Annotated in this window: 25 protein-coding genes; 22 read left to right on the top strand and 3 right to left on the bottom strand. The window is 34.1% G+C overall.

What is annotated here, in order from left to right; genetic code table 11:
* Positions 1 to 57: 57 nt before the first annotated feature.
* The 17 genes from I6L50_RS21540 to I6L50_RS21460 all read left to right on the top strand — a co-directional run bounded on the left by I6L50_RS21540 (position 58) and on the right by I6L50_RS21460 (position 14,716).
* Positions 58 to 1,152: an efflux RND transporter periplasmic adaptor subunit gene (locus I6L50_RS21540; RefSeq protein ID WP_219302987.1), complete on the top strand. Its 1,095-nt coding sequence runs from the start codon at positions 58 to 60 to the stop codon at positions 1,150 to 1,152.
* On the top strand, positions 1,149 to 1,823 hold the full coding sequence (locus I6L50_RS21535) for an ABC transporter ATP-binding protein (protein ID WP_219302985.1): 675 nt from the start codon (positions 1,149 to 1,151) through the stop codon (positions 1,821 to 1,823). Before I6L50_RS21540 ends, I6L50_RS21535 begins: the two co-directional genes overlap by 4 nt.
* 2 nt (positions 1,824 to 1,825) lie before the next feature.
* Positions 1,826 to 3,010, top strand: coding sequence for an ABC transporter permease (locus tag I6L50_RS21530; protein ID WP_219302984.1), 1,185 nt, complete (start codon positions 1,826 to 1,828; stop codon positions 3,008 to 3,010).
* Positions 3,011 to 3,194: 184 nt separating this feature from the next.
* A complete protein-coding gene (locus I6L50_RS21525) occupies positions 3,195 to 4,562 on the top strand; it encodes an FtsX-like permease family protein (protein WP_219302982.1) in 1,368 nt (455 codons plus the stop codon).
* 296 nt (positions 4,563 to 4,858) lie between these two features.
* On the top strand, positions 4,859 to 5,293 hold the full coding sequence (locus I6L50_RS21520) for a ferritin-like domain-containing protein (RefSeq protein WP_002084692.1): 435 nt from the start codon (positions 4,859 to 4,861) through the stop codon (positions 5,291 to 5,293).
* A 232-nt stretch (positions 5,294 to 5,525) separates the two neighbouring features.
* Positions 5,526 to 5,993, top strand: a complete 468-nt coding sequence (locus I6L50_RS21515; protein WP_219302980.1) for a DUF2691 family protein — start codon at positions 5,526 to 5,528, stop codon at positions 5,991 to 5,993.
* A 23-nt stretch (positions 5,994 to 6,016) separates the two neighbouring features.
* On the top strand, positions 6,017 to 6,529 hold the full coding sequence (locus tag I6L50_RS21510; protein ID WP_219302978.1) for a GNAT family N-acetyltransferase: 513 nt from the start codon (positions 6,017 to 6,019) through the stop codon (positions 6,527 to 6,529).
* Positions 6,530 to 6,533: 4 nt separating this feature from the next.
* Complete coding sequence (locus I6L50_RS21505) at positions 6,534 to 7,412, top strand: aminoglycoside phosphotransferase family protein (RefSeq protein ID WP_219302977.1); 879 nt, start codon at positions 6,534 to 6,536, stop codon at positions 7,410 to 7,412.
* A 124-nt stretch (positions 7,413 to 7,536) separates the two neighbouring features.
* Positions 7,537 to 8,865: a YjiH family protein gene (locus I6L50_RS21500; RefSeq protein ID WP_113935823.1), complete on the top strand. Its 1,329-nt coding sequence runs from the start codon at positions 7,537 to 7,539 to the stop codon at positions 8,863 to 8,865.
* Between the two features lie 593 nt (positions 8,866 to 9,458).
* Positions 9,459 to 9,686, top strand: a complete 228-nt coding sequence (locus I6L50_RS21495; protein ID WP_257475407.1) for a TetR/AcrR family transcriptional regulator — start codon at positions 9,459 to 9,461, stop codon at positions 9,684 to 9,686.
* Positions 9,687 to 9,830: 144 nt separating this feature from the next.
* Positions 9,831 to 10,001 carry a hypothetical protein gene (locus I6L50_RS21490; protein ID WP_219302974.1) on the top strand — a complete coding sequence of 57 codons (171 nt, stop codon included), beginning with the start codon at positions 9,831 to 9,833 and terminating at the stop codon, positions 9,999 to 10,001.
* 349 nt (positions 10,002 to 10,350) lie between these two features.
* The gene (locus tag I6L50_RS21485) at positions 10,351 to 10,695 is read left to right on the top strand and encodes an ArsR/SmtB family transcription factor (RefSeq protein ID WP_012261209.1); all 345 of its coding nucleotides are present in this window, start codon (positions 10,351 to 10,353) and stop codon (positions 10,693 to 10,695) included.
* Positions 10,696 to 10,724: 29 nt separating this feature from the next.
* Positions 10,725 to 11,240, top strand: coding sequence for an SRPBCC family protein (locus I6L50_RS21480; protein WP_219302972.1), 516 nt, complete (start codon positions 10,725 to 10,727; stop codon positions 11,238 to 11,240).
* 90 nt (positions 11,241 to 11,330) lie between these two features.
* Entirely contained in the window at positions 11,331 to 11,711 is a 381-nt protein-coding gene (locus I6L50_RS21475) for a VOC family protein (protein ID WP_000609551.1), read from the top strand.
* Positions 11,712 to 11,870: 159 nt separating this feature from the next.
* Positions 11,871 to 12,458 carry a GNAT family N-acetyltransferase gene (locus tag I6L50_RS21470; protein WP_219302970.1) on the top strand — a complete coding sequence of 196 codons (588 nt, stop codon included), beginning with the start codon at positions 11,871 to 11,873 and terminating at the stop codon, positions 12,456 to 12,458.
* A 322-nt stretch (positions 12,459 to 12,780) separates the two neighbouring features.
* Positions 12,781 to 13,413, top strand: a complete 633-nt coding sequence (locus I6L50_RS21465) for a YdcF family protein (RefSeq protein WP_002033016.1) — start codon at positions 12,781 to 12,783, stop codon at positions 13,411 to 13,413.
* 154 nt (positions 13,414 to 13,567) lie between these two features.
* The gene (locus I6L50_RS21460; protein WP_219302969.1) at positions 13,568 to 14,716 is read left to right on the top strand and encodes an acyl-CoA dehydrogenase family protein; all 1,149 of its coding nucleotides are present in this window, start codon (positions 13,568 to 13,570) and stop codon (positions 14,714 to 14,716) included.
* 197 nt (positions 14,717 to 14,913) lie between these two features.
* On the opposite strand, the gene I6L50_RS21455 is transcribed toward I6L50_RS21460, so the two are convergent.
* Positions 14,914 to 15,384, bottom strand: a complete 471-nt coding sequence (locus tag I6L50_RS21455) for a DinB family protein (protein WP_219302968.1) — start codon at positions 15,382 to 15,384, stop codon at positions 14,914 to 14,916.
* A gap of 69 nt (positions 15,385 to 15,453) precedes the next feature.
* Between I6L50_RS21455 and I6L50_RS21450 the strand changes: the two genes are divergently transcribed.
* Entirely contained in the window at positions 15,454 to 16,161 is a 708-nt protein-coding gene (locus tag I6L50_RS21450) for an ArsR/SmtB family transcription factor (protein WP_219302967.1), read from the top strand.
* A 118-nt stretch (positions 16,162 to 16,279) separates the two neighbouring features.
* Here the strand turns inward: I6L50_RS21450 and I6L50_RS21445 are convergent, their stop codons facing one another.
* Complete coding sequence (locus I6L50_RS21445) at positions 16,280 to 16,747, bottom strand: hypothetical protein (protein ID WP_219302959.1); 468 nt, start codon at positions 16,745 to 16,747, stop codon at positions 16,280 to 16,282.
* Between the two features lie 187 nt (positions 16,748 to 16,934).
* On the opposite strand from I6L50_RS21445, the gene I6L50_RS21440 reads away from it, so the two are divergent.
* The 3 genes from I6L50_RS21440 (at position 16,935) to I6L50_RS21430 (ending at position 19,248) form a co-directional block, all read left to right on the top strand.
* Entirely contained in the window at positions 16,935 to 17,612 is a 678-nt protein-coding gene (locus I6L50_RS21440) for a copper homeostasis protein CutC (protein ID WP_113935816.1), read from the top strand.
* A 23-nt stretch (positions 17,613 to 17,635) separates the two neighbouring features.
* The gene (gene lepB / locus I6L50_RS21435) at positions 17,636 to 18,187 is read left to right on the top strand and encodes a signal peptidase I (protein WP_002084707.1); all 552 of its coding nucleotides are present in this window, start codon (positions 17,636 to 17,638) and stop codon (positions 18,185 to 18,187) included.
* A gap of 227 nt (positions 18,188 to 18,414) precedes the next feature.
* Positions 18,415 to 19,248, top strand: a complete 834-nt coding sequence (locus I6L50_RS21430) for a DNA alkylation repair protein (RefSeq protein ID WP_088039687.1) — start codon at positions 18,415 to 18,417, stop codon at positions 19,246 to 19,248.
* A gap of 213 nt (positions 19,249 to 19,461) precedes the next feature.
* On the opposite strand, the gene I6L50_RS21425 is transcribed toward I6L50_RS21430, so the two are convergent.
* The gene (locus I6L50_RS21425) at positions 19,462 to 19,872 is read right to left on the bottom strand and encodes a hypothetical protein (protein WP_061675625.1); all 411 of its coding nucleotides are present in this window, start codon (positions 19,870 to 19,872) and stop codon (positions 19,462 to 19,464) included.
* A 253-nt stretch (positions 19,873 to 20,125) separates the two neighbouring features.
* Here I6L50_RS21425 and I6L50_RS21420 point away from each other — a divergent pair, with 253 nt between their 5' ends.
* Positions 20,126 to 20,878 (top strand): IclR family transcriptional regulator, encoded by a 753-nt coding sequence (locus I6L50_RS21420; RefSeq protein ID WP_219302957.1) that lies wholly within the window; start codon positions 20,126 to 20,128, stop codon positions 20,876 to 20,878.
* Positions 20,879 to 20,889: the final 11 nt, after the last annotated feature.

The following is a 20,889-nucleotide window of genomic DNA, read 5'->3' as shown; positions in this document are numbered from 1 at the left end:
TGAAAGAAAAGGACGTACAGTTTCTAAAAGTAAAACACATGAAAAAGTGAGGATATTATGAAGAAAGCAAAAAAACTAGTCATCGTTGGTGTGATAACAATTGGTTTAGGAGTCGGGTCGTATATGACATTTGCAGGAGAATCTGAACCAGCTAAAACTTATAAAACATATGAAGTGACAGAAAAACAAATAGAGAATGAGCAAAAATTAGGCGGCGAAGTTATCCCAAATGGTATAGAAACAATTTCATTCGATCCAACAAAAGGTACGTATGAATTAGCTGTTAAAAAAGGTGATGAAGTAAAAAAAGGACAGCTTCTTTTTAAATATAATGACCCTATTACTAAACAAGGTGTAACAGAAGCGGAAATGCAAAAGAAAATCGCACAAAAAGAAGTAACATTGCATCAGAAACAAATTGATACAGCGAAGCAGAAACTAAAAAAAGATAAAAATTCTGCTCTTCCTGAGGAAGCGTTAAAAGCATCAGAAATCGAAGTACAACAATTAGAATCGCAACTTGAAATGAAAAGGTTTGAAGTAGAAAAAGCCGATGAAATGATTAAAGCAGCAAAAGAGAAAGTAAACACACTTTCAGTAACGAGCCCGGCTGATGGTGTAATTGATGACATCGTTAAAAATAATGATACTGGAATGAGTGGGATTACGCTTCGTCACGCTGGTCCATTTAAAGTAAAAGGTCAACTGTCTGAATATGAGCTTGCGAGTGTGAAAGTTGGACAAGAAGTAATAGTTTCATCAAAAACTGTATCTGGTAAGACGTGGTCAGGAAAAGTTACAGAAATCGGATCTACACCAGTAAAGAATATGGATGAAAACAAAAGAGTTTCTAGCTATCCATTCATTGTTACATTAAACGAAAGTGAAGGATTACAAAACGGTTTCCACGTAAACGTGACAAATAAAACAGGCGAAGCAACAGGTACAATCGTTCCGAAAAGCAGTATGGTGAAAAAAGGTGACAAAGATGTTGTATTCGTTGTCAAAGATGGAAAAGCGAAAGAACAAGTAGTTACGGTTGAATTTGAAACGGATCATGAAGCAAAAGTTTCTGGAGTGAAAAAAGGTGTGCAAATTATCTCTGAACCTATGAAAAATGTAAAAGATGGTATGGAGGTTAACACAAAATGATTCATTTAAAAGGCATCACGAAATCTTTTCAAAACGGTACAGAGTCCGTCCAAATATTACATGGAATCGATGTAATACTGAACGAGGGGGAATTCACTTCCATTATGGGACCATCAGGTTCTGGTAAGTCAACCTTAATGAACATTATCGGTTGTTTAGATAAACCAACGGCAGGTACGTATGAGCTAGCTGGTCAAAATATTTCAACTATGTCTGAAACAGAACTTGCACACGTTCGTAATAAAGAAATCGGCTTTGTATTCCAAAATTTTATGTTACTACCAAGGCTTACAGCACTTCAAAATGTAGAATTACCTCTTATTTATGCAGGAGTTGATAAAAAAGAGAGACGTGAGAGTTCGTTAGCTGCTTTAACGAAAGTTGGGTTAGGTGACCGTGCTACCCATCTTCCAAGTGAGTTATCAGGTGGTCAAAAACAGCGTGTTGCTGTAGCGCGTGCAATTGTAAATAATCCAAAATTTATTTTAGCCGATGAACCAACTGGTGCACTTGATACGAAAACGAGTGAACAAATTATGGACCTCTTTTACGAATTAAATAAACAAGGCTCAACGATTATTATGATTACTCACGATCGTGAAATCGGAGAAGCAGCAGTACGTCAAATTGTAATTCGTGACGGCAATATCGTACAAGATTGGAGAGAATAAATTTGAATACGAATGAAAATATACGCATGGCCATATCTTCTATTTTTGCGCATAAAATGCGATCTATATTAACAATGCTAGGCATTATTATTGGAATCAGTGCAATTATAACAATTATTTCAATGGGAGATGGACAGACTGCAAAGATGCAAAAGGAACTTGCAGAGAATCAGCATATGGATGAACTTAAAATAGGATATTTCAACCCGGATTCTCCGACAGAAAAAGCAAAAATTACACCACATATGGTAAAGCAATTGCAAGCGATACGAGGTGTGAAAGATGTATATCCCAATGTGCATATGGACGTAAAAGTATATACGGGATCAAAAAATGTTTCCTTTAGTTTAAATGGTGGAACAGGAAATTTTATGCAGGATTCTAAAATGAAAATGGTGCATGGGCGAAAGTTAACAACGGATGAACTGAAAAAGCCAATTCCTGTTGTAATTGTAGCTGAAGATTTATTTAAAACACTATTTGATACTTGGAAAGATGATTTGTATATAGATATAAAAGGAAAACCATATAAGGTTGTCGGGGTGTACAAATATGAAGACGGTTTTCAACGTCAATTTAAATTGTATGAAGGATATACATCTATCGACAATGCACCTTTAATTGCAGGGATTGAGGAATACGATACAGTGAAAATTAAGTTATCTTCTCCAAGTGAGCGAGAGGCTGTAGAAAAACAAGCTATATCTGTATTGAATGAATTGAAATCCCCAGAATTTGAGCATTCTTTTACAGTCGAGGATACGAAAGCATATGGTCAAAAAATAGAAGAGTCAACACGAACGATGAAAATAGTATTTGCTAGTATTGCTGGGATTTCCTTACTTGTAGGTGGTATTGGTGTGATGAATATTATGTTAGTATCCGTTACAGAGCGTACACGTGAAATAGGTATTCGAAAAGCACTCGGTGCAACGAGAGGGAAAATATTAACACAATTTCTCATCGAAGCATGTATTTTAACGTCATTAGGCGGGGCGATTGGTTTTGGATTAGGTATGTTTTTTGCTTGGATCGCTTCATCAATAGGTGAATGGCCACTAGTTATTTCTGTAAGTCTTGGATTACTCTCAGTTGGAATATCGATGTCAATTGGTATTGTATTTGGCATACTACCGGCTAATAAAACAGCTAAATTGGATCCGATTGAGTGTTTACGATATGAATAAGTGAAAAGGTAATTATTTAGTAAGGTGTTTTAAAAAAAGAGTAAATACTCCTGCGAGTATTCACTCTTTTTTTCAACAAGTCATTGATGTAATGTCTTCTATTTCTGGAGGGATGGCTGGTGACCTTATTTAGCACTACTCTTTGTAATATTTTGCATCAATCATTTCCTGGAGGTTAAGATAAATGAATTTATTTGATATAGTTCAACGTAACATACGGCGTAATTTTAAAGAGTATATACTCTATTTTGTATCGTTAGCTTCAAGTATGCTTATCTATTTTATATTTGCATCACTCCGATATAGTACTCAAATAAAAAAAGAAATGGTTAATAATGTGATGATTAATAGCGTTCTTCAATCTTCAAAAGTGATTCTCATTATTTTTATAGCCATATTTATTATTTATTCTACTAATTTTTTTATAAGGAAACGAAAAAAAGAGGTAGGATTATATTCTTTACTAGGAATAACTAAAAAACAAATTGGTACGATGTTATTTTGTGAGACTATGATAATGGGAGGCATTGCTTTAGTAGTTGGCATACTGATTGGCAGTATGAGTTTTAAGTTATTTTTAGAACTGCTAATGAGTTTAATGAAATTAAATGTACCTATTCATTTCGAGTTATCTATAAAAGCAATAATAGACACGTTCATCGTCTTTTTATCTATTTTATTATATACAGCATGGAAAAACTCTCGCATCATTTATAAATTTCCATTGATTGAAATGTTTCAAGCTAATCATCAAGGAGAACGTATGCCAAAAGGTTCTGCACTTAGGGCGTATATAGGTCTTATTTTAATGGGAGTAGGATATATATTAGCAGGCTTCTTCCGTGAAGTAGTAAATATTGTGCGGAATCCTATTGATCCTATGAATCCTATTATAAATCCTATAATGATTCCAGTTTTTATTTTATTTGCAGTTGTTTTTGGGACATATTTTCTATTCACTTCTTATACAGCTATTGTTTTAAAGAAAATTAGAAGTAAAAGAGAAATATTTTATAGCGGTATAAATATAATAAATATTTCGCAATTACTATATCGAGTAAAAGGAAACGCTAAGTTACTTGCAACAATTTCTATATTAAGCGCAACAGCTTTAACTGCAATTAGTACAGTCGCATCAGGGTATTATGTAGGGCAATCTGAAACAAATGGAGATTTTATGCAACTGTATGGAGTTGCGTTATTTATTGGAAGTTTTTTAGGGGTTATATTTGTATTGGCGACAGGTTCAATTATATATTATAAACAATTATCTGAAGCGTATGCTAATCAGAGATATTATGAAACTCTTCGTAAAATAGGTGTTACGAAAAAAGAGGTAAGAAAGTCAATTTCGAAACAAGTTAGCTTTAGTTTTATTTCACCTCTAATAGTCGGACTTGTTCATAGCTTATTTGCGATACCGATAATAAACAACATGCCTATATATAACATCATTATTCCTATTTTAATTAGTAGTGGTGCATATTGTGTAATTTACTTTGGGTATTATGTGTTAACTGTTTATTCGTATTTTAAAATTGTGTATAAATAAGAATAAATAAATTTTTTGATGTGATGTCAATAAAGTAAGAAGAGGAAATAAAATTGAATTAAACATTTAAAAGATAAAAACGTTTCACTAGTAGTGAAGCGTTTTTTTGTGGTGAAATCATTATAGAATATTTAATCGACAGGAAATGAAAGTAGTGATGGTTAGGCTTTTTCAATGTTTTAAAAGGATTGGAGTAAAAGGGCTATAAGAATGAGTCCATGCTGTTCTTTTATGTATACATGCTCCTACTATTTCGAAATGCATAAAATGTTATGTGAAATAACGGAGGGGATACGATGTATAATTCGAATTATGATGATTGGTATAGACAGAATGATAAGCTAATTAGTGATATTGAAAAAGCTATAAACGGAGAGTATAGCGCTATAAGCTGCTATGCAAAATTAGCTAACATGGCTCCAAATCAAGTAGAACAAAAACAAATTCTTGAAATCCGTAATGATGAAATAAGGCATTTTCATCATTTTGTACAAATCTATACGAATTTAACTGGCAGACAGCCGAAACCACAGATTACGGAAAATTGTCCTAATACGTACTTACAGGGATTAGAGTTCGCTATACAAGATGAGCAAAAGACCGTAGATTTTTACTTGGAAATTTCAGATGAAGCAGCAGATGCATCTATGAAAGAGTTATTGCGCAGAATAGCTGCAGATGAACAAAATCATGCGGTGTGGTTTTTATATTATTTTGTGAAAACGAAGTGAGTGTTAAAAATGAATGGCTGATGTGCTGAACATATTAGAAATTATTTTAAAACGCAGTGCAATAATTGAATGGAAAACTTGAATATAAATAGAAAGAAACCGTTTCATAAGTAGTGGGACGGTTTTTTCGCGGTGAAATACAAGTTATATAGGTATCGACAAAATATAGTAGTTGAATTAGGTATATAATGTATGAAATGAAAACGAAAATAAATAAGCGAGGAGCAAACAAATGAAAAGAGGAATTACAGTAGATATTCCAAATGAAAATGATAATTTACTTTGGAAAGTGTTAAAGCCAATTGATATTACTGCATTTGATTGGCAAGTCATGGGAAGGGAGGAAGCTTATATAATAATAGGGAATGAATTAGGTCCAGAATTATTTTCAGAAGATAACGAGATCATGGAAGGATCAGAATTAAAAAAGCAAATAAAAGATAACATATATTATCTTTTATTTGTAGACTTAAAAGCATATCCAAAAGGGAAAGTACTAGGAGAAATTGAAACATATGAAGAATTTAAGAAGAGTAAGTGTGAAGTAGTCGTATTAGTAGCGGATGGTGATTACATACAAATTTATGCAAAAAACCAAGAAGAGATTGAAATGATATATGAAAACGCACTGAATCAAGGATTTTATGTAGAATATATTACAGATGAAAATGATGGAAGGACTCGTATGTCAGTATGGTAGCAATTTGAAAGGGGAACGGCAATATGGAGAGAAATATAAGTAAAGAATATACAATTCGAATTGCTACTGAAGATCAAAGTGATAGTATTATCATTTTATTAAAAGAAGTAGCACAATGGCTACAATATAAAGAAGTGGATCAGTGGCAGTATCTTTTAGGAGAGGAAGCTACGGCTGAAATACTAGAATGTATAAGAGAGAAATATACATATGTTGTTATGAAAGAAGATGAAATAGTTGGTACGGTTACAGCTTCTCCTAAACAAAATGAATGGGATGAACATATTTTTGGAAAAGAGGAAGTTTCTAATTCATTATATATTCATAGATTTGCGGTGAAACGGAAGTATAAGGGGGATGGAATAGGAGAATGGATTATACGGTGGGTAGAAGAGAATGTGCAACATGACAAAGAGTTTTTGAAACTAGATTGTGTTGGGCATAATCTTACGTTGAATGATTTTTATAAGAAAAGTGGTTTTGAATATGTTGGGAGTACAGATGGACTTAGTAAGTTTCAAAAAAGAAGGGGGTAAGTGAATGAATCAAATTCATACTGATTTAGTTAAAAGGTTGATAGGGGAACAGTTTCCAGAATGGGCACATTTAGAAGTGAAACCTGTAAAGTTTAGTGGGCATGATAATAGAACGTTTCACTTAGGTGATGAGATGAGTGTAAGATTACCAAGTGATGCAGCATATGCGCCGCAAGTAGAGAAAGAAAACAAGTGGCTTCCAATATTAAATAAGGAACTTTCTTTACCAATTTCTGCACCAATTGTGAAAGGGAATCCATCTGAAGAATATCTATGGCCTTGGTCTATTAATAAGTGGATCGAGGGGGAGACCGTGACGAAACAAAATGTCCGTGACTTAAATGAATTTGCGGCGGACTTAGGCTCATTTTTAATAGAGTTACAATCAATTGATGCGAGTAACGGGCCAGTAGCTGGAGCACATAATTTTTACCGAGGCGGACTTATATCTGTATACGATGAAGAAGCGAGAGTGGCTATTGAAAATAATAAGGATGTTTTTGATGAGACATTATTACAGCATCTTTGGGATTTAGCACTTAGGTCAACGTGGGAGCGTAAACCAGTTTGGGTTCATGGAGATGTTGCACCAGGAAATTTACTCGTTAAGGACGGAAAGCTTTGCGCCGTAATTGATTTTGGTATTTTAGGAGTAGGCGATCCGGCTTGTGATGCAGCGATGGCATGGACATTCTTGGATAAGAGTAGTAGAAAGGTATTTAAAGAAGTATTGCGCATGGATGAAGAAACGTGGAATAGAGCGAGAGGATGGGCGCTTTGGAAGGCGTTAATTACATATGATGCGAATAGGGATAGTAATGAGAAAGTAGCAGAAGAATCTTATCGTGTAATTCAAGTAATTGTGGATGATTATAAGAGGTAATAGAAAAAGCTTATTTTGATTGTATATTTCAAAATAGGCTTTTTTGCATGATTAAATATTCGGAATTAAAAAAGGGATTTAACGTTATTATACAGAATATTTAGATAATAGGAGGTGTCGAATTTTGAGTGAAATTGAATTAAAAAGGAATGTAATTAAGACAGGGCGAGAGAAGGGGATTATACTTCGGTTTATACTTGCTAGTCTAGTTGGTGTGTTTATGTTTTTTGTTCCTGTTACGATAAACGGTGCTTCGTCTATTATGATTGATCATATCGTATCGTGGATAAGAGCTACGGTTCCTTCGGTAGTACCTTATTACGCACTACTTGTTATGGCAATGGGTGCGATTTATCCATTTTATACGAAGAAGTGGAATGCATCTATCGTAGACATTTGTTTTTCTATTTTAAAAGTAGTAGGTGTTGTTTTTGGCGTATTATATTGTTTGAAAGTAGGACCAGCTTGGTTCTTTGCGCCAGATGTTGGACCGTTTTTGTATGAGAAGTTAGTTATATCAGTAAGTTTACTCGTTCCAATCGGCTCGGCTTTTTTAGCGCTATTAGTCGGGTACGGATTGCTTGAGTTTATCGGCACGTTTTGTCGTCCGATTATGAGACCGTTATGGAAAACACCTGGGCGCTCAGCAATCGATGCGGTGGCTTCCTTTGTGGGGAGTTATTCGCTTGCACTTCTTATTACGAATCGAGTGTACAAAGAAGGAAAGTATACGACGAAAGAAGCAGCAATTATAGCTACAGGTTTTTCTACAGTATCCGCTACATTTATGATTATCATCGCAAAAACATTAGACATTATGCATTTATGGAATGTTTACTTTTGGACTACTCTTGTTGTAACATTCATCGTGACCGCTATCACCGTAAGAATCCCGCCTCTTAGTAGAAAACCAGATACATATATTACGAAAGAAGGATTCCCAGAGCCCGTTTATAAAGAGAAAATGTTAGAGCGAGCTTGGGAAGATGCATTAGAAGTATCGAAATCCGCGCCAAGTATTATGAAAAATATCGCAGTGAATTTAAAAGACGGATTTATAATGACAATGGGAATTTTACCATCAATTATGTCAGTAGGATTAATTGGTATCGTCTTAGCAAAGTTTACGCCAATATTTGATTGGATTAGTTATATTTTTTATCCATTTACATGGGCTTTACAACTTCCAGAAGCAGACCTAGCTGCTAAAGCAGTATCAGTTGGTATTGCAGAAATGTTTTTACCTTCTCTTTTAGTTGTAAGTGCACCGCTTGTGACAAAGTTTGTTATTGCGGTTGTTTCGGTATCATCTATTTTGTTTTTCTCCGCTTCAATTCCTTGTATATTATCAACAGATATTCCGTTAAAAGTATCTGAGCTTATTATTCTATATGTGCAAAGAACGATTTTAACGTTGCTTATTATTACGCCGATTGCTTATTTGTTGCTTTAAAAAGGAAAGGTATTATCAAAAGGGGAAAGTTGGAAACATATAAAAAGTAGATTTGAAAATTAATATTTGTGATAAAAATATTAGTAATATACATGTGTTATATAAATGCGGGAACAGTTATTTCTGAGTTTTAAAGAGATAAAGTTATAAAAAAGAACCCTTCCGTAAAGGTTGGGTTCTTTTGTTTGTTATTTTTTATTAAAAGCAGGGTGTTCCCACATCGCTATCAAGCTAAGAAAAGCAAATACCCCAAAACGAGAAAATTTACATCTCTAGGTGAAAATGTACAATTTTTTGTTTTGGGGGCAATCTGCAAGCCCATCAATCTAAGATTTTAAAGTATCCCCTAAACGAAATTTTTGTATTTTTCTGAACTTTTATTTATTTTTCGTATATGACGTAATACTTCTTAAGAAGATTCCTAACCCTGCAAAAAAGAATCCTAAGCATAATAAGCTGGCTGGCGTTCCCCAAGTGATTTGATCTAGCATTTTTATCCCCTCCCGTTTATTAGTATATAGTATTTATTGGGATTTATCCAGATATTTCCTTGAATAGGCACCTCCATATGCCTATCAACCTAACAGAGCAGATTGCCCTATTTTCCGACTACTATGTCTAAAATAGCAGAGGCGGCAGAAGTAAGCTTTGGTAGTGTAGCATATTACTATGAAAGTAAAGAGAAATTGTTTGAAGCAGCAGTATTAGCACCTTTTGAAGATTTTAGAAAACTATTCTTATTAGTTCATGAATTCGATGGTTCACCATTAGAGAGAATTTCAAAGATGGTATATGAACAAATGAAATTTTGTATTCAATAAAGTAGTTCTTTAAGATTAGTACAATATGTAATTGCTCATCACGATCAATTTCCACAAATAATGAGTAAAATACTCGTTTTTTGGGAGGAATCAAAGGAGAGTATTTCTTCAGTAATAATCGATGGTCAGAAAAAAGGAGAACTAATGTTATTAGAACCAAATGTTGTATTTTCTTCTTATTTCTCTTATTTAATCGGTACGATATTAACTATTATTGATGAGCTTTCACACCCTATATGGGAAGAGTATATTCGACAAGGAATTCGTATGTTTGGTCCTAAGGAAGAGATGGTGAGGGAAATTGAATTAGGTTAAGTGAGGTTAAAAGGGATAAAGTAATAGAGCATGGAAAAATATGATCTGTTTAATAAAAGTTAATATTTATTCAAAAAGAAAAGAAGTCATTTTGATTCAAATGACTTCTTTTTATTTATCGTAAAATCGTAGTTAGTGCGAAATAATAATCAGTGGAGAGAAATAAAAAACATGAATTAAAATTTCACTTTATTTCAAAGTGAAATTCACATTTAGTGTGACTTTAGTTTTAGAATATTCCTTGACGGGAATATTCCTCTTTGGTTATAATCGATTCAACAGGAAAATAATATTAGTGATGATATTGATGTGTTATAACCGGAGACCATCACTTAACGAGGTGAGTGATATGTCGGGGAAAATTCCGGGCGTGAATATGACGACGTTGAGCGCTTTATCTGAACCGAATCGTATGAATATCGTTGAACTCTTGCGTGACGGTCCCTTAACCGTTGGGGAAATCGCCGAACATTTGGGATTAAGGCAACCACAAACTTCGAAACATTTAAAAGTGTTAAGCGATACAGGGATTGTGGAAGTGCAGGCTGAAGCTAATCGCCGGATTTACAAGCTCCGACCTGAGCCTTTCCAAGCACTTGATTGTTGGGTGCAGTCATTTAAGCGTGTGATGGAAGAGAGATTCGATAATTTAGATGAGTATTTGAAGGAATTGCAAAAAAAGGAAAAGTTATAAAATCAGTTCATATTTAAGGAGGAATTAACATGTCAAACAATACAATGGTATCAAGAGTAGAGAACGATCGAGTATTAGTACTGGAGCGTGTTTTCGATGCACCGCGTGATCTTGTATTCAGTATGTTTAAAGAAGCAGAGCATTTGAAACACTGGTGGGGACCAAGGGGCTGGGAAATTCCAGCATGCACTGTCGACTTCCGTCCGGGAGGCGTTTGGCACTACTGTATGAAGTGTATCGATCAGAACCTGGGGCAATTTTTTGGTATGGAATCATGGGGCAAAGGAGTTTATAAAGAGATTATTGAGCCAGAGAAAATTGTCTACACCGATTACTTTTCGGATGCTGAAGGCAATGTAAATGATTCTATGCCGTCAACCGAGATGACATTGGAATTCATCGATTTAGGTGGAAAGACAAAGCTAATAAACCGTGCTGAATATGTTTCCGAAGAAGCTCTTAAGACTGTTATGGACATGGGCATGCTACAAGGTATCACCGAAACTTGGGATCGTTTGAACGAGCGATTGGAGTCGCTGAAATAGATTTTTGTACCGCAACTTTATTTTCGGTGATAATTAGGTGTAAGTGTATGGAGTTTAATAAAAATTGTTTATAAAGGAGCGTTAAAATAAATGATTAATAATGTTGGTCAAATCATGTTGTATGTAAATAACCAAGATGAAGTGAAGGAATTCTGGACAGAAAAAGTAGGATTTATTGTAATTTCAGAGGAAGATAACGGTCAAGGAATGCGATGGATTGAAATTGCTCCAACTAAAGAAGCTGAAACAAGTATTATTCTCCATAATAAGGAGCTAATTGCTAAAATGCAGCCGGAGTTAAATCTTGGTACACCTTCTTTAATGTTCTTCTCAAAAGAATTCGATAGTTTATATAGTGATTTAGTAAACAAAAACGTTACAGTTGGAGAAATTGTAAATATGCCTTCAGGTAGAATATTTAATTTTGCAGATAGCGAAAATAATTATTTTGCGGTAATGGAAAAGAAGTAAATTTCAATTCAATTTATGAGTGCGATGCTTGAATAAAAGGCATCGCACTTTTTATTTTAAAGATATATTTTATTTCTCAATATAAAACACTTTTATATTCTTATATAACGATATAGCATTTATAGAGTATGATATAGTTACAACAAAGGGGGCTTACAAATGGAAATGATTCACGAAAGAGCAAAGTTACGGTTAATGGATAGCAATGATGTCGAAAAAATGTTTTCAATCGTGGAAGGAAATCGAGATATTTGGGCGTATTTAATCTCTAAAATGGATACTGTTCAAGATATGCAGCAATATGTTCAAAAGGCGATAAAAGCTTATGGGGCAGGGAAGGATTTGCCATTTGTTGTTGTGGATCAAAAGACAAATGAAATAGTAGGGAGTACACGCTTATATAACATTTCAGTTGAAGATAAGACGGTGGAATTAGGGAAAACGTGGTATGACCCAAGTGTGCAACGTACGAGTATGAATACGGAATGTAAGTACATGTTATTACAATATGCTTTTGAAAAGTTGCATATGCGGAGGGTACAAATTAAGACGGATGCACGAAATGAAAAAGCACAAAGAGCAATTGAAAGACTCGGCGCAGTAAAAGAGGGTGTACTTAGAAACGAAAGAAAATTACCGAGTGGGCATGTTAGAGATGCAGTTGTATATAGTATTATTGCAAGTGAATGGCCAGCTGTAAAGGAACGGTTATTAGAAAAATTAGAATCGTATAAAGAAAAACGATAATTCATATTAAGAAAGGTGTATTGATCGTCTAGTTGAAAAATATACCTTTTTTCTTACAAAATAGTTACTTCTTTTGTTTCATCATTCCATTATGATAAAAAATTCGTTACAATGTAGTTGTATGGTAATAAACTTATAAATTACATAAATGTAATGAAAACCGCAAACGAAAAATGAATTGATAATCCTCAATTTTAAATGAAAACCCTTTAATGCATATATATGATAAGAAAAATTCCTTCTTTTAAACAAATTCAAACAAAATGATTTGATATATACGTTTTTATATAGAAGTATGGATGATGTACGGAGGCAGTTATAAATGAAAGAAAATAAGAAAAGTAAGAAAAGAAGAATCTTGCAAGTATTCTTGCTTATGATTTGTTCTATTATTTTATATGTAAGTTATGCAGCTTACGATATTTGGAGTTATCGCTTTAAAACAGATGATGGTGTGAAGACAGATGCTGGTATCGTGCTGGGAGCAGCTTCATGGAACGGAAAACCATCTCCTGTATTTAAAGAAAGAATTAATCATGCAATTTCCTTATATAAGAACGGTAATATTAAAAAGATTATTTTCACAGGTGGTACAAAGTTTGAGGCAGAGCTTGAGGAAGCGCGTACTGCTAGAGTGTATGCACTGAAACATGGTGTGAAAGAAGAGGATATTCTAATTGAAACAAAATCCCTTTTCACAGAGGACAATTTAAAGAATGCAAAGCAAGTTGGAATAGAGAACGGAATACGCACATATACGATTGTGAGTGATCCACTTCATATGAAACGTGCAATGAAAATTGCAAAACATATTAAAATTGAAGCGTATGCATCACCAACTCCAACGTCAGCGTATAAAACGTTAGATACAGAAATCCCTTTCTTTTTTAAAGAATTATGCTCGTATATTGGATATGTAACCTCTTTGCCATTAAAGGCATTGAAAGGGGATTAATATAAGAAAAGAACCTATCTTTTTTATAGGAACTTTTCTTATTGTTCAAAAGCATTGTATTTTTATCGGAATAGTGAAACAATAGAGAAGTAACTTCATATAATCATAATGACAAAATGAACGGTTTATGAATCGGACATAAAGGAGATTATGTATGGCACTCTCATTTGTTGAAACAGAAGAACAATCTTTAGTTATTGAGAAAATAAATAAATTGATTCCGAAGTTCATGGAAAGGGAGCATCAACTAAGTGAATTAGGATCATTTCCGTATGAAAATATTAATAATTTGAAAGATATCGGATATACGAAATTAACGTTGCCAAAAGAATGGGGAGGCAATGCGATTTCTTTATATGACTTCGTTTTATTTCAAGAGAAAATAGCAGAAGGCTGCGGTGCTACCGCATTATCGATTGGATGGCACCTTGGCATTGTAAAGGAATTAGCTGAAAATCGTTCTTGGAATGAGGAAATGTTCACTTGGTTTTGTGAAGAAGTACGTAATGGTGCGCTTTTTAATCGAGCAGCGACAGAGCCGAATACAGGTAGTCCTACTCGCGGCGGGAAACCAGAGACGTTAGCTGTCAAAAAAGGTGAGAAGTGGATTATAAATGGAAGAAAAACGTTTACGACAATGGCACCAGTACTTGATTATTTTATCATTTCAGCAAGTATTGAAGGCCAGGAAGATATCGGAGAGTTTGTCATTCCAAAGAATACGCAAGGCGTGACAATTGAAGAAACGTGGGATAGCATCGCAATGCGAGGAACTGCGAGCCATGATCTCGTTTTACAAAATGTAGAGATACCAAATCGCTTTTTCACTGATATAAAGGGTTCAAAAGTTAAAGCTAAGGGTATTGGCTGGTTGCTACATATACCAGCATGTTATTTAGGAATTGCACAATCAGCAAGAAATTATGCAGTTCAGTTTGCGGTATCATACAAGCCAAACAGTTTAAATCATTCTATAAGTTTATTACCGAATGTTAGAAGGTTAGTTGGAGAATTAGAACTTGAGCTTATGCAAGCTCGCGTCTTTTTATATCAAATTGCGAAAAAGTACGATGAGGCAGAGGATAAACTATCATTACAAGCCGAACTAGCGGCAGTGAAATATGCAGTAACAAATGCGGCAATATCTATTGTAGATAAAGCAATGCGCATCGTAGGAGCAAAAAGTTTATCCGAAAAAAATCCGCTTCATCGTTATTATTTAAACGTCAGAGCAGGGCTACACAATCCGCCGATGGATGATGCAACACTATCTATGCTGGCGGATGCGGCGTTTCGGTCGTAGTTTTTTAAACTTACATTTTATTGTTTATGGACAATATAGTTGTTTTGAAAGCACGTGTTTGATTAGTAATCGAACACGTGCTTTTTATGTGTACGACGTACCAAATTGAGATGTAGATTTTTAATATAAATGGTTATCATGATTTTGGATTGTTATTGGCTGAAAGAATATTTATTGCAATGTTAGTTTGGCAACTTTTAATCCCAAATTAAAGGTCTTTCCAAGTTTATCATACGTAAATATTGTAAAAATTGACCTGCATGAACTGCATCATGATAGGCAATTCGTAATAGCATGTCGCCTAAATATCTTTGATAGCCAACATCGCTTCGATCAATAAGGGTTGAATCTAGCTCAGCTATGCTTATTGATTGAACATATTCTATGAAGTTAGTAAAGTATGATTGTGCCAATTCAATTTCTTTTTTTACACAAGTAATTGGCTCGTTATCATACGGGATATGTATGTCATTTATTGAGCCGTTGTTTTTTAAAATCATATGATAGTAAAAAGTTGAGGTCCAAACATGACGAATCATCTCACCAAAGGACATAGCCTCATGATCAGGTTTCCAATTAAGAAAATTATCGGGAAGAGAATTCCATAATTTTTCTGAGCGCCTTCTCGTTTCTTTCAAATTTAATATACTAAGATCAATTGCATTCATAATACATTCTCCTTTACTATTAAACTTAAAATAATTGTATCAATTTAACAGTTAGGGTATCATCGAAATATGAATGTATATCCGAATATCTCATATATAGCTAAACTAATTGCTGAACCTACAAGAGCAATTATCTTAGATTGTTTAATGAACAATCAGGCACTACCTGCTAGCGAATTGGCTTATAAGGCAAAAGTGTCACATCCAACGATTAGTTCTCATCTTTCTAAATTAGTAGAGGGGAATCTACTTACAGTTGAACAACATGGTAGACATCGTTACTATCGACTTGCTAATCAAGAGGTAGCAGAAGTTCTTGAAAAGTTAGGAACAATTGCACCAACAGTCCAAGTTCGGTCTTTAAAACAATCGGATCAACTAAAACAAATTCGTTATGCTCGAACTTGCTATGATCATCTTGCAGGCAGACTCGGTGTAGAGATAACTGAAAAATTACTACATAGGGAATTTATAATTTTAAAGGAAGGAGAATACATTGTAACGGAACAAGGTAAGGAGTGGTTTCTGAATTTTGGAATAAATATTGATAAGGCCGATATAAAAAGGAGGGTATTTGCAAAACCTTGTCTTGATTGGAGTGAACGACGCTACCATATTTCTGGTTGGTTAGGATCTGCAATAGCAAAACTGTTTTTTGAACAGGAATGGATTACAAAAACGGATAAGAATCGAGCCGTTCATCTTACAAAAAAAGGTGTAAAGTTATTGGAAGATCAATTAGGCATTGATATGAAAACTGAGGAAAGAAACGCTTGAAATTATAAAAGTCCGTCAAAATGACGGACTTTTTCATTGGGTGAGTTTAGATTCGATGTAAGTGTTAGACTGAAATATGTTTAAACATCCATCTTCACTTTTAGCGATATACTCTCCATTATATTACTTTTTGCATTATTCCGGTTGCACCTGAAGCCTCATAATAAGCGGATAAATAATAGTACCCTGGCTCAGGAGAGGTAACTAATGAACGCAAAGTAAATGTTTTACCTTCATTTGGTTTTATTGTATGTCTTACTAGTTTCTCTTCATCTTTTGATTTGATTGAATATGTAAATGCATTTGTACCGGTATTTTCAACTGTGACTTTTAGGTCACTGAGACCACTAAAGTCAAATCCAGTACCCATGTCCCCGCGGAATGTATGTGTATTGTTAAATGAAGATGAATGAAAGGTTTGAAATTCTTCTTTATTGCTTGATGAAAGGGTAATCGTTTCTGTTTCAATACTTGAAGTTGAGGAATCTAGTTTTGTATTTGGTTTTGTTAATAAAGTAATCGCGCAAAGTGATGCAATTACAATAAATGAACTAGAGATAACGAACCGTTTTTTTGTAAGAAACACATTCTTATATCCTTTTATAAGTATATAAGAATGTGTAATTTTAAGAAAAACATAACATATATGATATTTATTATCAATTCAATAAATCTTTCTTTTCATTCTTCTTTTTGTAGTTTTATAGTGGAATACTATGCTTCTTATTTCACCTACTGTATAATAAGAAAAAAGCACGAAAAGAGGTTATCTCATGCTAGAGGTTATTGCAACTTGTTTAGAAGATGTGAAGCGAATTGAAAAGGCTGGTGGAAATCGAATTGAACTCATTTCATCATATACAGAAGGTGGTTTAACACCGAGCTATGCTTTTATAAAAAAAGCAGTAGATGCAGTGCAAATACCAGTTCATGTTATGATTCGTCCGCATGCGAAGTCTTTTACATATACGGAAGAAGAAATTGAAATGATGAAAGAAGATATTGTAGTTGCTCAAAATCTTGGAGCTGCTGGTGTTGTATTAGGTGTGTTAAATGAACAAAATGAAGTTGATGAAGAGAAATTAGTAGATTTATTATCTGTTGTAGATGGAATAAATGTAACGTATCACCGTGCGATAGATGATACAGAAAATCCAGTAGAAGCGATGAAAGTTTTGAAGAAATTCAATAAAGTTACTCACGTTTTAACTTCAGGCGGACAAGGAAATGTAGTAGATAATATTCCGGTTCTTGCAGCAATGCAAAAAGAAAGTGAAGGGAATATACAGCTTGTTGTCGGAAGCGGAGTAACGAAAAAGAATGTAAAACAATTGCTAGATGAAACTGGAATTACGCAGGCGCATGTAGGTACAGCGGTTAGAGAAGGTAAGTCATGTTTTTCTGAAATTGACCTAAATTTAGTACAAGAGTTAGTTGAAATAATAAAGTAAGTATGTAAGAAAGAGGAGAGACGATGAAGACAAATACGAAGAAAGAATTGATCTCATGGATTAAGACGATAGGTATTACACTTGCGATTGCCTTTATCGTTCGTGGGGTGCTATTTACGCCGTCATTAGTACAAGGTGAATCGATGATGCCAACTTTAGAAAATAATGAGCGAGTTCTCGTGAATAAGATTGGTTATAGTATAAGCGGGTTAGATCGTTTTGACGTTATCGTCTTCCACGGAAAAGAAGGGTACGATTTAGTAAAACGAGTAATTGGTTTACCAGGTGATACAGTTGAGTATAAAGATGATGTTTTATATGTAAACGGAAAAGCGATGGAAGAACCGTATTTAAAAGAATTTAAAGAAAAGGCGTCAGGTCGTGTATTAACTCCTGATTTTACGTTAGAACAAATCACAGGGAAAACGAAAGTGCCAGAGGGCCAAGTGTTTGTTTTAGGAGATAATCGTGAAGTATCTAAAGACGGTCGTATGTTTGGATTTATTTCAGAAGATGAAATTGTCGGAAAAGGACAAGCTGTTTTCTGGCCATTGAAACAAGTGAGAGCGTTATAAAGCAAGTATGGGAGAAATATTCTTCCTGTCGATTTGAAATAAAGTCGTACTGTTTATAAAAAAGTTGCACCGTTTTATTCTTTTTGATTAAAGAAATCCAAGTGCGTTTGAATCAAATTTTTTTGTGAAACTGAATGTTCATTTAAGAAGGACAGAGGCCATTTTGATTATTATTTTTCAAAATGGCCTCTGTTTATTTGAAAATAGTATTGTGAGGAGGGAATTAAATGATAGTGAAAGAAGCAGAAGCTATCTTAAGCAGGAAAGGAGCCAAGAAAGTAAACGAAATTCCTAAAGAGGTCTTACAATTACTACAGCAAGGGAAATTAGAAAGTGTTAATCTAACAGAATGGCTAGCTATAAATCATATTGAACTACTTAAAAATGTCTTACCTTCAATAGGACTCAAGGATAGTTTGGAGTTTATAGTAGCTGAATTGGAAAAACAGAACGTTGAAACTGGAATGAAAGTCATTCGAATAATAGGAACTTTATTGGATAAAGTTATACGCGAAGAGAGTGAAAGGAAAAAGGAAGACTTACTGTTAAAATTATCTAATCATATTTCAGATAGTGTACGATGTTGGGCAGCGTTTATGAATAAAAAAACAAATAACACATTAAAAGATAAATTAACGTACATTCGACCTTTTGCAGCGGATCATCACTTTGGTGTTCGAGAAATTGCTTGGATGTCTATTAGAGAAGACCTTTCACAAAATATAGAAAAAAGTGTGGAGTTGTTAGTAGAATGGGCAAAAAGTGAAGATGAGAATATTCGCAGGTTCTCTGTAGAATCTATTCGTCCTCGGGGGGTATGGAGTAAACATATTGAAACATTAAAACAAGAACCTGATAAAGCACTTCCTATTCTTAATTTACTTAAATCAGATCCTTCAAAATATGTCCAAGATTCAGTTGGAAACTGGTTAAATGATGCAAGTAAAACCAAACCGGATTGGGTAATCAACCTGTGTGAAGAATGGGCAAAGGATACTGACATAAAATCAACTAGTAGAATTATTAAAAAAGCTAAAAGAACAATCTTGAAAAACAATTAACGTTCAATTAATAGACTTGTTAGTTGAACGAGGGAAACAAATAATCAATCATGTTTAAAAAAAGAATAATTTGAATAGCTATTAGAAGAGCATGTTTTGAACAAAGATTGTTCAAAACATGCTCTTTATATTTTTTTCTATATCAGTGTTATTAATGTAAATTGATAACACTTTATTTCAAATCTACACTTACATACTTTATTATTGAAATTTTCAATCTAACGGTTTTGTAGCAATGTGAACTTTGGAAAGTGAACCATCGTTATTTCTAAAAACAATTGCATATTCACCGTCAGGAAGCCAATCAGTCCAGTGAATATTGAATTCGCTTATCGCTTGTTCCCCAGGTTTTAAAGTTCCGTCAATCATCCAAGAATTTTTAGCGTTATATAGAGTGTAACGAAAAGGAGAATCACCTATATTTTGCACAAGAACGTTTAAGTTATCTCCTCCAAAATAATTGAAACTATAGGTGCTTGATCCAAAAAAGGCAACGTTGTTGTTAGTTATGAGACGTTGTTCAATTTGAGAGCTTAAATTAGTATCTTCATTTGTCGCAAATGTTACATTATCCCCTATACAAAAAGATAGCATAATTGCAGGAATCACTAGCAGTCTTTTCAAAAGAAACACTCCTCACATTTTGTTGTACATATACCATAATAAATAAAAATATTAGAAATGTAATAGCTTAATGTAGAAATTTACAAATGCATTTAATTATTTACGTTTTTTTAAATGACTGACAAAATTTATCGGAGGATATACACGAAAAATATATTGATAGAATTGAAAGAATATTTTATAATTTTAAATTATATGTTTGTTTCGAAAAACGGAATTGAAGTTCCGAAATTCGGAACAAGAGGGAGATAGAATGAGTATAAATAAAACGGCAGTTAAGACAATGGATATTTTAGAGTTGTTTTATGAGCATGAAGAGCTAAGTTTAACAGAGATGGTTCAGCTTACGAGTATGCCGAAAACATCTGTTTATCGTTTAATTGGCTCGTTGGAAGAAATGGAGTTTTTACAAAAAAACGAGAAGGGAAAATATCGTCTAGGAGTCGTTTTTTTACGATTCGGTCAACTTGTTTCACAAAGATTATCTGTAAGAAATATTGCGATTCCATATATGAAAGAGCTTAGAAATAGTTTAGGGCAGGCAGTTAATTTAATTATTCAAGATGGTAATGACGCGATTTATGTTGAAAAGATGGAAGGCGTTCAGCCTGTACGTGTGTATACGGCGGTTGGAAGAAGAGCACCGCTTTATGCGGGTGCATGTCCGAGAATTTTACTATCGTATTCCTCTAAGGAAGAGAAACAGAAATATATAGAGGAAACGGATTTAAAACAGTTTGCGGATGGAACAATCGTGGATAAGGAACAATTGCTAGAAGTGTTACAAATGGCGAAAAAGGAAGGACATACAATTAGCTATTCTGAGTTAGAAAATCATACAGCGGCTATAGCAGCTCCAATTTTTGCAAGTGATGGAACGGTTGTAGCAGGTATTAGTATTTCAGGTTTAGCAATTGAGTATAGCGAAAGTAACATTTTATATTTTACTGCGAAAGTGAAAGAAACAGCATACCGCATTTCGAAAGAACTCGGCTTTTTGGCATAGAAAGAGGGAGT

The organism is Bacillus sp. FDAARGOS_1420, from assembly GCF_019344915.1.
In the GTDB taxonomy this organism is placed as follows: domain Bacteria; phylum Bacillota; class Bacilli; order Bacillales; family Bacillaceae_G; genus Bacillus_A; species Bacillus_A mycoides.
This window is presented reverse-complemented; position numbering and strand designations above follow the sequence as displayed.

Excerpts from the sequence above, each read along its gene's own strand:
- I6L50_RS21470 (WP_219302970.1), top strand. The coding sequence starts at position 11,871 with ATGGAAATGATTCACGAAAGAGCAAAGTTACGGTTAATGGATAGCAAT.
- I6L50_RS21520 (WP_002084692.1), top strand. The coding sequence starts at position 4,859 with ATGTATAATTCGAATTATGATGATTGGTATAGACAGAATGATAAGCTA.
- I6L50_RS21480 (WP_219302972.1), top strand. The coding sequence starts at position 10,725 with ATGTCAAACAATACAATGGTATCAAGAGTAGAGAACGATCGAGTATTA.
- I6L50_RS21525 (WP_219302982.1), top strand. The coding sequence starts at position 3,195 with ATGAATTTATTTGATATAGTTCAACGTAACATACGGCGTAATTTTAAA.
- lepB (WP_002084707.1), top strand. The coding sequence starts at position 17,636 with ATGAAGACAAATACGAAGAAAGAATTGATCTCATGGATTAAGACGATA.
- I6L50_RS21515 (WP_219302980.1), top strand. The coding sequence starts at position 5,526 with ATGAAAAGAGGAATTACAGTAGATATTCCAAATGAAAATGATAATTTA.
- I6L50_RS21420 (WP_219302957.1), top strand. The coding sequence starts at position 20,126 with ATGAGTATAAATAAAACGGCAGTTAAGACAATGGATATTTTAGAGTTG.
- I6L50_RS21440 (WP_113935816.1), top strand. The coding sequence starts at position 16,935 with ATGCTAGAGGTTATTGCAACTTGTTTAGAAGATGTGAAGCGAATTGAA.
- I6L50_RS21430 (WP_088039687.1), top strand. The coding sequence starts at position 18,415 with ATGATAGTGAAAGAAGCAGAAGCTATCTTAAGCAGGAAAGGAGCCAAG.
- I6L50_RS21535 (WP_219302985.1), top strand. The coding sequence starts at position 1,149 with ATGATTCATTTAAAAGGCATCACGAAATCTTTTCAAAACGGTACAGAG.
- I6L50_RS21460 (WP_219302969.1), top strand. The coding sequence starts at position 13,568 with ATGGCACTCTCATTTGTTGAAACAGAAGAACAATCTTTAGTTATTGAG.
- I6L50_RS21455 (WP_219302968.1), bottom strand. The coding sequence starts at position 15,384 with ATGAATGCAATTGATCTTAGTATATTAAATTTGAAAGAAACGAGAAGG.
- I6L50_RS21450 (WP_219302967.1), top strand. The coding sequence starts at position 15,454 with ATGAATGTATATCCGAATATCTCATATATAGCTAAACTAATTGCTGAA.
- I6L50_RS21505 (WP_219302977.1), top strand. The coding sequence starts at position 6,534 with ATGAATCAAATTCATACTGATTTAGTTAAAAGGTTGATAGGGGAACAG.
- I6L50_RS21510 (WP_219302978.1), top strand. The coding sequence starts at position 6,017 with ATGGAGAGAAATATAAGTAAAGAATATACAATTCGAATTGCTACTGAA.
- I6L50_RS21485 (WP_012261209.1), top strand. The coding sequence starts at position 10,351 with ATGTCGGGGAAAATTCCGGGCGTGAATATGACGACGTTGAGCGCTTTA.
- I6L50_RS21540 (WP_219302987.1), top strand. The coding sequence starts at position 58 with ATGAAGAAAGCAAAAAAACTAGTCATCGTTGGTGTGATAACAATTGGT.
- I6L50_RS21490 (WP_219302974.1), top strand. The coding sequence starts at position 9,831 with ATGTTATTAGAACCAAATGTTGTATTTTCTTCTTATTTCTCTTATTTA.
- I6L50_RS21475 (WP_000609551.1), top strand. The coding sequence starts at position 11,331 with ATGATTAATAATGTTGGTCAAATCATGTTGTATGTAAATAACCAAGAT.
- I6L50_RS21465 (WP_002033016.1), top strand. The coding sequence starts at position 12,781 with ATGAAAGAAAATAAGAAAAGTAAGAAAAGAAGAATCTTGCAAGTATTC.